Here is a 12,394-nt window from a genome sequence, read left to right on the forward strand (position 1 = left end):
GTGACAGGTGACAGTAATAAATTTACCAATTACCCATTACCAATTACCAATTACCCATTACCAATTACCCATTACCAATTACCCATTACCCATTACCCATTACCAATTACCCATTACCAATTACCCATTACCAATTACCCATTACCAATTACCCATTACCAATTACCCATTACCAATTACCCATTACCAATTACTAACAAATTTTATGGTATTACAGGTACAAAATAACACTTACGAAGCGAAAACCCAGGAAATTGCTAAACAGGTTCTCGCTGCAACTGGGGAAAGTCGCTCTTTTTTCGCTGCTATACGGGATCAAATGCGCTGGGATGATAAATTACTCGCTTGGGCTATGAGTAATCCTGGGTTAAGAGTCCAGTTATTTCGATTTATTGACACTTTACCCGCTTTACATAGTAAATCAGAAATTGCCTCCCATTTGCAAGCTTATTTGGGTGATGCGTCAGTAGAATTACCCACAGCATTGAAAAGTTTACTGAATTTTGCTAACCCTGATTCTATGCCAGGACAAGTAGCAGCGACAACTGTGGAAACTGCGGTACAAACTTTAGCACATAAATATATTTCTGGGGAAAATATCCAACAAGTAATTAAAACGGTGGAAAAGCTGAGAAAAGAAAAGATGGCTTTCACTATTGATTTACTTGGGGAAGCGGTAATTACGGAAATAGAGGCACAATCTTATTTAGAAAGATACCTGGAATTGATGCAGCAATTAGTTGAAGCATCGAAAAAATGGCAGCATATCCCCGCTATTGATGAAGCTGATGGGGAGATGATCCCTAAAGTACAGGTTTCAGTAAAATTAACTGCGTTTTATTCCCAGTTTGATCCGTTAAATGCTGATGGTAGTGAACAACGGGTGAGCGATCGCATTAAGCTTTTACTCCGTCGTGCGAAGGAATTAGGTGCAGCAGTCCATTTTGATATGGAACAATACGCCTATAAAGATATCACTTTAAAAATTCTTAAAAAGCTGTTAATGGAAGAGGAGTTTCGTCAACGTACAGATATCGGGATCACCATCCAAGCATATCTGCGTGACAGTGAACAAGATGCAAAAGATGTCATTGCATGGTTAAAACAGCGCGGTTATCCTCTTACTATCCGTTTGGTTAAAGGTGCATATTGGGATCAGGAGACTATTAAAGCTGAACAAAAACACTGGAAACAACCGGTTTTTAATGATAAAGTGGCAACTGATGCCAATTTTGAGGCAATAACTCAACTTTTGTTAGAAAATCACGAGTATGTTTATTCTGCCATAGGTAGTCATAATGTTAGATCCCAATCTAGGGCGATCGCAATAGCAGAAAGTCTCAATGTTCCCCGTCGTCGTTTTGAAATGCAAGTGCTTTATGGCATGGGTGATAAGATTGCTAAAGCTTTGGTAGATAAGGGTTATCGGGTGCGGGTATATTGTCCCTATGGTGACTTGTTACCGGGAATGGCTTATTTAATTCGCAGATTGTTGGAAAATACGGCAAATAGTTCGTTTTTACGGCAAAATCTGGAAAATAAGCCTGTTGATGAGTTGTTAGCTCCTCCAATTATAGATTTTTCTCACGTAGAGACGCAGAGACGCAGAGAGGAAGAAGAGGGTTTTGTTGGTGTTGCGGATACGGATTATGCTGAGGAGGAGAAACGGAAAAGGTCTAGTTTAGCTTTTGCGAATGTGCGTCAGCATTTGGGTAAGACTTATTTACCTTTGATTAATGGTGAGTTTGTAAATACGACGACGTTTATTGATTCTTTGAATCCTTCTAATTTTAGTGAGGTTGTGGGCAAGGTTGGACTTATCAGCGTTGAACAAGCTGAGGAAGCAATGAAAGCTGCTAAAGCTGCTTTTCCTGGTTGGAAGAAAACCCCGGTTAAGCAACGTGCTGATATTCTGCGAAAAGCTGGGGATTTGATGGAACAGCGACGCGCTGAGTTATCAGCTTGGATTGTTTTGGAGGTTGGTAAACCTGTTAAGGAAGCTGATGCGGAAGTTTCGGAAGCGATTGATTTTTGTCGTTATTACGCTGATGAGATGGAACGTCTGGATAAAGGTGTAATTTATGATGTTGCTGGAGAAACTAATCGTTATATTTACCAGCCTAAAGGAATTGCGGTTGTGATTTCTCCTTGGAATTTTCCTTTAGCGATCGCTTGCGGGATGACTGTTGCTGCTTTGGTTTCGGGAAATTGTACTTTACTCAAACCTGCGGAAACTTCTTCTGTAATAACTTCTAAGTTGACGGAAATTTTGATTGAAGCGGGAATACCCAAAGGTGTTTTTCAATACGTGCCTGGTAAGGGTTCTCAAGTTGGCGCTTATTTGGTGAATCATCCTGATACTCATGTGATTGCTTTTACTGGTTCTCAAGAAGTGGGATGTCGAATTTACGCAGAAGCAGCAATTTTAAAACCTGGTCAAAAGCATCTTAAAAAGGTGATTGCGGAGATGGGAGGAAAGAATGCGATAATTGTTGATGAAAGTGCTGATTTAGACCAGGCTGTTGTGGGGGTTGTGCAGTCTGCTTTTGGGTATAGTGGTCAAAAGTGTTCTGCTTGTTCACGGGTTATTGTTTTACAACCTATCTATGATGCTTTTGTAGAAAGGTTGGTGGAAGCTACGAAGTCTTTAAACATTGGTGAAGCGGAGTTACCCAGTACCCAAGTCGGTCCGGTGATTGATGGCAATGCACGCGATCGCATTTTAGAATATATTGAGATTGGGAAAAAAGAAGCTAGTTTAGCTTTGGAGTTATCTGCACCCAATCAAGGTTATTTTATCGGACCTGTGATTTTTTCTCAAGTTCCTCCAGATGGGGTTATTGCACAGCAGGAAATTTTTGGTCCTGTTTTATCGGTGATTCGTGCTAAGGATTTTAGGCAAGCTTTGGAAATTGCCAACTCCACAAATTACGCTTTAACGGGTGGTATTTATTCTCGGACACCTTCCCACATTGAACAAGCACAAGCAGAATTTGAAGTAGGTAATTTGTATATTAACCGCAATATTACCGGGGCAATTGTGTCCCGTCAACCTTTTGGCGGTTTTAAACTTTCTGGTGTAGGTTCAAAAGCAGGTGGTCCAGATTATTTATTGCAGTTTTTAGAACCAAGGAGTATTACGGAGAATATTCAACGTCAAGGTTTTGCACCAATAGAGGGTAATGAATAATTAATTTGTGGGGGTTTAGCAATGCTAAACCCGATAGATTATCAATATCCCCGACTTCTTTAAGAGATTGGGGATATAAAATTAAGATGATGTGAGTTTAATTATAAATTGATCAAAATATCTGCTTATCTCATTAACCAAAATATTATAATTCAAGTCAGAAAAATCAATATCTTGATTAGCTAGTTGAGTAGTAAGTTTAATAGTTAATTCTTTCGTATGTTGTAAAGCAATACTTAAAACTTAACGTGATATAGCAAGAGACTTACATTCTGTAAAACAACTATTGATATAATTATCATCTAAAGTTACCTTTTCAGCTAAAATTGCATATATTATATAGCGTATAATAGTTACAATATCTCGCTTGACAACAGCAATTTTTTTTTCAGATTCTAGCTGATTTTGTATTTCGACTGATTGAGTAGAAATAGAATCTAAGAGATATTTTAATGAATAATTAACTAGAATGTCTTTTTTATTGGTAATATTGGTAATGATTTCCATACGCTGTCTGTAATATAGAAAACGAATCTGGTAAAATTCCAGAGAGTTGCAAAAACCATGACTTAAATGACTAGGAAAGTAAATCAACAAAAATGAGGTAGGTTTGACTACAGAAAAAAATTCTTTATAAGAATCTGATAATTTTTCAAGAGAAGTTTGAAGAGAAGGTTCAATATATTCAAATTTTCTAGTAAGAACATAGTCTAATTTAAAAGATTTTGCACAAGCTAATTGTATAGATTGTTCAAAATCTTTAAGATGATAGGAATAAGCTATTTCTAAAATTTTATCATCAATAATGCAAACTTCCATTACAGATCGAATTTCAGATATTGCCTCCCAAGCAATCTCAAACCCTACGTTATCTCTGCCAACATCAAAAATTTTATTGAGGGTTGTAAGTGTTACATAACCCTCTATTTGTTTAGCCTCAATCAATTCCCAAATTTTTGATGAATCTTCTACAAATGGTTCTCGTTCGAGCAAAATATCTAGAAGAATATCATCATCTAATAAAACCTTTTTGATCATGAGTGTTGCTCTCAATGCTAATTTCCACGTTTAGCAACTTCGGTATTATTAGAATTATATTGTTGATCTTTTTGTTCTTCAGACTTGAATAGTCCGCGTACTCGTTTTAGGTGTGGTAAATTTTCTGCTCTTTCTTCTGTTACCTCTATAACTTCGGGAAGTAAATGTGCAACACCAAGTAATTTTCCTAGATGGGATGTTTTCAGAAAAGCTTGTCTTTGAGCATGAGTCATTATCTCTTTTGACCCTGCCATTATTTCCTCACTACTCATATAGCTTGGGTTTTCCCCATCTTGTTTCATGTCGCTGACAAAATTCTGCTGCTGCGGTTCGTGAAAATCTGAATACATATAAATCTTCTCCACTAGCAGTGCTGCGTGAAAAACCAAGATACTCCATTTGTACCTTATCTCTATAGTATGGCACAGCTTTATCCAAAGATTCCAGCCAAACGAAAGATTCAACTGGTGTGACTTGACAAAACTCAAAAGCAACCTTTGTTGCATACCAAATCAACCATATAACTTCCAATAGTAGTCAATTTGCTTTACACCTTTCTGATACTTACTTTATAATTTCAAAATTATACCTTTATATCTGAGTCTTTCACAAAAAAAATCAAGATTTATAATAAATTAAGCGGTTAATGGATATTAATTATGACTCCTAAAACATCTGTTGCCAATTCCATACAAAATCTAAATCAAATTATTCAACCAATTATTGGCGAAACTTGTCATCAAGTTAGATTTAGTTATGGGGATGAATTACGGTTACATTTTGGTGAAATGAAACCTTATAATCATCCTAAATTAAAACATTTACGCAAAGGAAGCTGGCGACTTAATACCAGGGCAACGCCTTGGTATTTAATGCATAATAATATGTTTTTATTTCTTCCTGCACCAGAATTAACTACAGATCATGCTCAAATAATTTTACAAGATTTAGAAAACAAAAAACTAACTAATTTTGTCATTGATCCTAATAATTTTGAACTAACCTTATCCTTTGAAAAAGGTTACGAACTTGTTTTAAAACCAGATTTAGAAGATGATTCTGGTCTTGCTTATTGGGAATTAATAATGCCAAATGAGCAAATTTTGATCGTTGGTCCTGGAATGTTTTGGGAATGTAAATCAATTCATGAAAGTGCTTAATCAGCATATCCTGATTCTGACAAAATCATCATCATGAGATTTAATTAATAATTCAATAACAAAGGATGGGTAATATGCCCATTCCATAATTGAGGCTTTCAATATTGTAGAGTTTTTCACAGATACACCTATAAGCTTTTACTTTTCAATCATAATGTCATTTTTTACCAGCGTCTAGATAAAAACAAGCAAAATTTACTCAAACTTTATATACCTGTGCGCCTTTACATCGCTTTTACTTATTGTCGCGAATGGGCGCTAAACAAAAATGCTAACATTCTCAAGATAGATATCTTCTCTCTTGAAGTATGCAACAATAAAAGTAGCAACAAATGTAAAAAAAATTGAACCCGTTTTTTATTCTTAACTACTGACTGCTGTAAGGGTTTAGCAGTGCTAAACCCCTACTCCTGTAACTCCTGTACTCCTTTACTTTTGTAACTCCTATCCCCAGGAGGTAATACTTATGATAGATACAGATATAAGAATTGTTTCTTTAATTCCTAGTGCGACGGAAATTGCTGCTACACTGGGTTTACAAGATGCTATTGTCGGGCGATCGCACGAATGTGACTATCCCCCAGAAATTTCTCATCTTCCAGTTTGCACACAAGCACGGTTAAATGGTAAAGCTCCTAGCAATATCATTCATGATCAAGTAAACAAGATATTACAATCTGCTTTGAGTATTTACAACATCAAATTAGATGTTTTAGAGAAATTGCAACCTACCCATATTCTTACTCAAGCTCAATGTGATGTCTGTGCAGTCAGCTTACCAGAAGTAGAGAAAGCTGTCACCCAACTGACCCACAGTTCACCGCAGATTATCTCTTTACAACCTAACACACTGCGGGATGTGTGGGGTGACATTGAGAGAATAGGTCAAACCTTTGGAGTAGATTCAGTAAAATTACTGGAGAATTTAGAAGCAAGAGTAAAAATTTGTAACCGGAAAATTCAAGGACTGTCTGTAGCAGAAATGCCTACAGTTGCTTGTATCGAGTGGACTGATCCGGTGATGACGGCTGCAAATTGGATACCTGAGTTAGTTAATTTGGCAGGTGGACAAACCTTGTTTAGTGTTACGGGTAAACCTTCTGCTCACATCAACTGGGAAACCTTGGTTGCTACTAACCCCGATGTAATTATTTTTATGCCCTGCGGCTTTAATTTACAACGGACTCAGGAAGAAGCGAAATTATTAACTCAGCGTCCAGAGTGGGAAAAACTGCACGCTGTCAAAGCTGGCAGAGTTTTCATCACTGATGGTAATGCTTATTTTAACCGACCTGGACCGCGTTTAGTTGATTCTGTGGAAATTTTAGCAGAAATATTGCACCCAGAAATATTTGATTATGGTTATCAAGGTACTGGGTGGCAAACTTTACACAAGTAAGAAGAGTATTTAGGGCTTGCTGAATAAAGACAAAAGCCTGATAAATCAAAGGTTTGAGGCTCATAAAAAAGACGGTAGGTGCTTTCGTTATAGCGTCTTGAGTCTAAAAAACCTTGCACTTTTGTGGGCAGCCAGAGATGAAAAAATGTTTTTAATTCTCCTCCTGACTCCTGACTCCTAACTCCTGACTCCTGACTCCTATGCCATCACGAAAAGACTTTCTCAGCAACCCCTATTTAAGAGAGCAAATAATCATGAAACTCTGACTACAAAAGGGTTTTACTCCCGACTCCCGACTCCTGTACGGGCGAAGTAGGGGCGAAGTAGGGGCGAAGCATTGGGAAAATAGGCTGTTCATAAAATTGATAATTGCTCCCCCGAATGCTTCGCCCTTACGACTCCCGACTCCTGCTATAATATTCTAATTTCGATTTGGTGCAAGCGTGGACCGCTAACTGAGACTATAGTAAATTCTAGATTTTCATAGTTGAATATTTCCCCTTTGGCGGGTATTCTTTGCAACTGATAAAGTAAAAAGCCACCCAAGGTTTGATATTCTCTGGCTAAGGGTAAATTAATATGTAAAACTTCATTTAGTTCTTCTAGATTTATCTGTGCTTGCACTAAAAATGTTTGTTTTTCTGACATTTGCACCAGCAAATCATCAGTAACTGCTGGTTCACCTGCATTACCAATAATTTCAGCAATTACATCTTGAATTGTCACTATTCCCACAGTAGCGCCAAATTCATCAACAACAATCACCATCGCCAGTTTTTCTTGCTGCATCATGGGCAATAATTCGCTCAGAAGTGTCTGTTCTGGGACAAACCGGGGGGGACGCATCCAAGGGTAAATTTGTGTTTCTAAGGTCATTTTACCGATGGATAGGGGTTGTGCTAAATCTTGAAAATAAACAATACCACGAATGTCATCTAAAGATTCACCAATGATGGGATAGCGAGAATGTCCAGTAGATGTCATTTCTTGTAATAATGTTTGAAAAGTAGCATCTTCTGGTAAAGTAATAATGTTGGTGCGGGGAATCATTACATCTTGGGCGGTAATTTCTCCAAACTCAAAGACATTATTTAACAGTTCTCTTTCTGATAATTCTAAACCTGTTGATTCCCGTTCTGTTGATATAATTAATTGTAATTCTTCAGGTGTAACTGGAGGTCTCCAACTTTGACCTGTGTATTCAATGCCAAATAATTTTAACAGGTAACGAGTTGATTGGTTGAGAATCCAAATTACTGGACTGAAAAATCGGACTATAGCTTTCACAGAAGGACCCAAAAACCTGGCCAGTTTTTCGGAATACAACATGGCCACTGATTTAGGAAATAATTCTCCTAAAACTATTTGTAAATAGGCAAGTAAGAAAAAGGTAATGGGAATTGATAGAGAATGAGCCAGAAAATTACTCAAATTCCCCGGTAAAGGCCAGGACTGTAACCATGCGTTTACTATGACGACAATGCTATTTTCTCCAATCCAACCTAATGCCAAACTAGAGAGGGTAATCCCTAATTGGGCAGTAGATAGCAACCTGTCAATACTACGTTGTAACATTTCTACAGCGATCGCAGGTATATCACCAGCCTGAACTAGCTGATGGATGCGAGTTCGCCGTACTGTCACCATTGAAAATTCTGCGGTGACGAAAAATGCATTAATCGCTATCAGCAGTAGCACTGACAACAATTTAAACCCTATATCTGTCCAAATTAACTGAGAAAAAGCACTCACCTCTCTAGCTCGTGTCAAAAAATTTTGGATTTTGGATTTTAGATTTTAGATTTTAGATTGACCCCATATTGGCTAAAGTTTAAACTATCTACAGTCAGGGGTTTGTTTTCAATCTGAAATTTTGAATATTGGGTTCAAAATCCAAAGGCGAAAACCTAAAAGTCCTGCTACTAACCTTCAACATTATGGTTATACTAAAACGCTAATAATAGCATTTCTATTTTTCCACAGGAATATCGGATACCTGCAATTTCAGCTTTTGGGCAGGATAATCTGTTAACGCCAGTGATACGCTGCTCACATCATCTAGTAAAGCTGTAGGAATGCTGATTGTACCGGTAAAGGTTGGACCTTTACCTGGTAATTCGGCGGGCAACCCCTCTGTGATGGCGCTCAATGTTCTACCTTTATCATCTGTGACATCTAGAAAACTATACAAGAACCTAACAGTATCATTAGCTTGATTCTGCATTTTGACTCTTAGTATTAAATCACCACCAGAATAACGAACCGATTGTACAGACATTGTTACGCCTTCGCTCTCAGCTACAACCGGAAATCCTGGTTCTAGTTTTTCTTCTGCCACTTCTTCTGGCTTTTGGGCAGCTTCAGATTTTTTGGCTGTGATTTCTTCTTCTTCCTCTCGTTTTTTTGCCTTGTTATCAGTTTTATTATCTTGAATCCGCGCTTTTACAGCTTTGATAATATCTTCCTCTTTTAATAAATTTACTCTGTCCGATTCGGCATTATTATTCCTATTGCTGGCAAATTTGCTAGTGGGGCGACCATCTGGTGACGAAACACCTTTGAGAGCAGAACTTCCCATCGAAAAACCCAAAAATGCGCTCACAGAACCTGCTCCCAGCATTAGGGTTAACAAAATCAACGTCAGAACTACAGTGGAATTTATTTTCATCGCTGACAAGCTATTACAGAAAAAAACATAGTCTATATATTAGTCAAGAAAAGCAGGGACTGGGGACTGGGGACTGGTGACTGGGTAAGAGTTTTCCCAACCACCAATTACCAATTACCAATTACCAAACCTAAACTAAAAATTTTTTTAATTATGCGTCAGATGGTAAAATCATGCTATACTCATAGATGTGTGTTTGTCCAAATGCCAAAAATAGGTTGCTCAAGCTACAATCATAACAGAGAGTTGAGCTTAAAGCCTACTTAAACAGAAGACAAATCTAACACAACAAGCGCCTTTGGCCGATTGGGGAGGCAACGAACTCATAATTCGTCTTCAGGCTGGTTCGATTCCAGCAGGGCGCATTTAATGAAAACCTATATATGATAAGTTTTTTGGATTTGGTGAGTAGTTACTTAACTACCTAATTTCCGTTAATTGCCACTTTTTTACTCTCCCTAGCTATTCCCTGTGCAGCACAATGGGGCGTGATATTTTACTTAGGATTATGATTAAGTAATTATCGTAACTTAATATCATACCATGCAACCAACATCCAAAACAGGCGTAACATTCATTACTACTGGAACTATCACAGGTGCGGGTATCTCCTCCACAGTGGGAGGTATGGGAATTGCTGGAAGCTTTGGTGCAGTGGGAATAGGTGCAACTGCTGTTACTGCTGCGGGTGGGGTTGTGGGTGCTGCTCTCTACGGTGCATTTACAGGTATAACCACAGGTGATCAAGCCCCTTTTAGCACAATGGGAATAGGTGCTATTGGTGGTTTTGGTTTTTCGCAAATTGTTGGTAGCATAGGATTTGTAGCACCTAAAATTGGTTTAGCCTATGGTATTGGTGCTGCATCAATGACGGGAATAGGTGCGGTTTTGGGACTTGCTGCTTATGGCGTTTTTAAAGTATTAGATAATTCTCAATTTAAAGAAACTCCCATGCAAGTTTTTGAACGCATGGAAACAAAAGTTGTAGAAATGGATTATTACAATGCGGCATTATTAGAGTTAGATTTATTCTTATCCGGTGATGATATTAACCAAAAATTTGCAGATTTAGAAATGGAGGATGAGTTAGAAAAATTCAAGGCTAAAATAAATGATAAGTCAAATTATCAAAGTCCTCAATTTGAAAATCAACAACTTGAAAATCAACAACTTGAAAATCAACAACTTGAAAATCAACAACTTGAAAATCAAAATATATCTTTGAATAACCACTTACCTGAAAATTGGCAATGTGTAAAAACCTTAAAAGGACATTTTGCCAAGGTTAACGCAGTAGCTATTCATCCCGATGGTAATAGTTTAATTAGTGGTAGCGATGATAAACAAGTTATTTGGTGGGACTTAAAAACAGGAAAAATTTTATATAATTTTGTCGGACAAGGAGAAGCAGTTTTATCAGTTGCTATTAGTCCCGATGGTAAAGAGATAATTATCGGTAGTGTAGACCGAAAAATTAGCAGTTGGCAATTAGAAACTAAAAGATTTAACCGGACATTTTATTATTTAAATAATACTTACAGTCATCATGGTTTTGTGAATGCAGTCGCTTACAGTGGAGATCACAGAATTATTGTTAGTGGAAGTACAGATACAAAAATTATCATTTGGGGACGTTATACCGGAGAATACAAACGCATTTTAAATGAACATACAGCAGCAGTCTTAGCTATTGGTATTAGTCCTGATAATAAGACTTTAGTTAGTGGAAGTGCTGATAAAACTATTAAAATTTGGAATTTACAAACTGGTGAGCAAAGGTTTATTATCAATGAACATTTAGCAGAAGTAAATACATTAGCTATTACTCCCGATGGTAAAATTTTGATTAGTGGAAGTAGGGATAAAACTATTAAAATTTGGAATTTACAAACTGGAGAATTACACCGCACTTTTATTCAACATTCTACAGAGGTTTTAGCTATTGCTATTCATCCAGATGGTAAAACTATTGCTAGTAGTAGTCAAGACGGAATTATCAAACTTTGGAATTTACAAAATGGGGAAATTTTAGAAACTCTTTCTGGGTTTAGTCCTTTGGTATTTTCACCCGATGGTAAAATGCTTGTCAGTGGTGGTAAAAGTGGAACAATCAAAATTTGGCAACAGCTAAAAAATCGGGAAAATGTAATTTTAACTGGGGAATGGTGGGAAATTTTAGGAGTTGATAAAAATGCTCATGGTGAAGATGTAAAAATTGCCTACCGAAAATTAGCGAGACTATATCATCCTGATATTAACAATACGGATACTGCTAAAGCTGCAATGCAAGCAATTAATCAAGCTTATCAACATTTTCAGAGGTTTGTTAATGTTAACAGGGGTTGATTAATCTGATTTAAAAATTCAAGAGTAATATAGGGTAATATGTAGTTAATGTGACAGAATTTACGAAAAATAGCAGTATGAGATATTATGATTCATGTCTGGTAGATTTGTGGTGAATTTAGCAGCATGAGCTAGTTATTTGTGATTTGGTTTGATGATTGGGTTATAACGTTGAAATTTTCCAGAAAATTGACATTTTAAATTTTTTAATGATCTATATTGCATATTGCGAAAAAACGTTATAAATTGTTAAGTTAAAGGGGAATAATTTAACCAGCAGTTGCAAACAGTCAATCATTGTGAAGTAAATATACTGTAAGGGGTTGGAACTTCATTATTACGATCCTAAAACAGCATGAGGGGTATGTTTTTGTTTGTAAAAGCACTATCCTAGATTTTCTTATGGGATAATGCGGAATCTCAAAATATATCTTGTATATTTTGCTGTAATTTTTCTGATGAATATTTTTTGTATTGTTTGATGTGAATAGCTAGAACACCGATTCATTAATCGTCAGGGAGAAGCATTCGGACAGAATATGAACTGGTTTCAGCGATAGGTTATTACCCGAATGCTTCGCCCCTACAAGGTA

The 12,394-nt window shown here is 37.0% G+C and carries 9 protein-coding genes and 1 tRNA gene; 5 read left to right on the forward strand and 5 right to left on the reverse strand.

The window, feature by feature from the left end:
• Positions 1-205: 205 nt before the first annotated feature.
• On the forward strand, positions 206-3,190 hold the full coding sequence (gene pruA / locus K2F26_RS05085; protein WP_220611783.1) for an L-glutamate gamma-semialdehyde dehydrogenase: 2,985 nt from the start codon (positions 206-208) through the stop codon (positions 3,188-3,190).
• Positions 3,191-3,433: 243 nt separating this feature from the next.
• On the opposite strand, the gene K2F26_RS05090 is transcribed toward pruA, so the two are convergent.
• Genes K2F26_RS05090 through K2F26_RS05100 form a run of 3 tightly spaced genes read right to left on the reverse strand, consistent with a single transcriptional unit; the run spans position 3,434 to position 4,759 of the window.
• The gene (locus K2F26_RS05090) at positions 3,434-4,228 is read right to left on the reverse strand and encodes a PIN domain-containing protein (protein WP_220610600.1); all 795 of its coding nucleotides are present in this window, start codon (positions 4,226-4,228) and stop codon (positions 3,434-3,436) included.
• A gap of 17 nt (positions 4,229-4,245) precedes the next feature.
• Positions 4,246-4,482 carry a protochlorophyllide oxidoreductase gene (locus K2F26_RS05095; protein WP_194055952.1) on the reverse strand — a complete coding sequence of 79 codons (237 nt, stop codon included), beginning with the start codon at positions 4,480-4,482 and terminating at the stop codon, positions 4,246-4,248.
• Between the two features lie 10 nt (positions 4,483-4,492).
• Entirely contained in the window at positions 4,493-4,759 is a 267-nt protein-coding gene (locus K2F26_RS05100) for a hypothetical protein (protein ID WP_220610601.1), read from the reverse strand.
• A gap of 128 nt (positions 4,760-4,887) precedes the next feature.
• Here K2F26_RS05100 and K2F26_RS05105 point away from each other — a divergent pair, with 128 nt between their 5' ends.
• Entirely contained in the window at positions 4,888-5,388 is a 501-nt protein-coding gene (locus K2F26_RS05105) for a hypothetical protein (protein ID WP_220610602.1), read from the forward strand.
• 466 nt (positions 5,389-5,854) lie between these two features.
• Positions 5,855-6,787 carry a cobalamin-binding protein gene (locus K2F26_RS05110; protein WP_220610603.1) on the forward strand — a complete coding sequence of 311 codons (933 nt, stop codon included), beginning with the start codon at positions 5,855-5,857 and terminating at the stop codon, positions 6,785-6,787.
• Positions 6,788-7,198: 411 nt separating this feature from the next.
• On the opposite strand, the gene K2F26_RS05115 is transcribed toward K2F26_RS05110, so the two are convergent.
• Both K2F26_RS05115 and K2F26_RS05120 read right to left on the reverse strand, forming a co-directional pair.
• Complete coding sequence (locus K2F26_RS05115) at positions 7,199-8,539, reverse strand: hemolysin family protein (protein WP_220611784.1); 1,341 nt, start codon at positions 8,537-8,539, stop codon at positions 7,199-7,201.
• A 217-nt stretch (positions 8,540-8,756) separates the two neighbouring features.
• On the reverse strand, positions 8,757-9,455 hold the full coding sequence (locus K2F26_RS05120) for a hypothetical protein (RefSeq protein ID WP_220610604.1): 699 nt from the start codon (positions 9,453-9,455) through the stop codon (positions 8,757-8,759).
• Positions 9,456-9,747: 292 nt separating this feature from the next.
• On the opposite strand from K2F26_RS05120, the gene K2F26_RS05125 reads away from it, so the two are divergent.
• Positions 9,748-9,820 (forward strand) — tRNA-Ile (locus K2F26_RS05125).
• Positions 9,821-9,998: 178 nt separating this feature from the next.
• Positions 9,999-11,801, forward strand: a complete 1,803-nt coding sequence (locus tag K2F26_RS05130; RefSeq protein ID WP_220610605.1) for a DnaJ domain-containing protein — start codon at positions 9,999-10,001, stop codon at positions 11,799-11,801.
• The last annotated feature ends 593 nt before the right edge of the window (positions 11,802-12,394 follow it).

Origin of the sequence: Sphaerospermopsis torques-reginae ITEP-024, assembly GCF_019598945.1 — a bacterium.
Lineage (GTDB): Bacteria > Cyanobacteriota > Cyanobacteriia > Cyanobacteriales > Nostocaceae > Sphaerospermopsis.

Excerpts from the sequence above, each read along its gene's own strand:
- K2F26_RS05095 (WP_194055952.1), bottom strand. The coding sequence starts at position 4,482 with ATGGCAGGGTCAAAAGAGATAATGACTCATGCTCAAAGACAAGCTTTT.
- K2F26_RS05090 (WP_220610600.1), bottom strand. The coding sequence starts at position 4,228 with ATGATCAAAAAGGTTTTATTAGATGATGATATTCTTCTAGATATTTTG.
- K2F26_RS05105 (WP_220610602.1), top strand. The coding sequence starts at position 4,888 with ATGACTCCTAAAACATCTGTTGCCAATTCCATACAAAATCTAAATCAA.
- K2F26_RS05120 (WP_220610604.1), bottom strand. The coding sequence starts at position 9,455 with ATGAAAATAAATTCCACTGTAGTTCTGACGTTGATTTTGTTAACCCTA.
- pruA (WP_220611783.1), top strand. The coding sequence starts at position 206 with ATGGTATTACAGGTACAAAATAACACTTACGAAGCGAAAACCCAGGAA.
- K2F26_RS05130 (WP_220610605.1), top strand. The coding sequence starts at position 9,999 with ATGCAACCAACATCCAAAACAGGCGTAACATTCATTACTACTGGAACT.
- K2F26_RS05110 (WP_220610603.1), top strand. The coding sequence starts at position 5,855 with ATGATAGATACAGATATAAGAATTGTTTCTTTAATTCCTAGTGCGACG.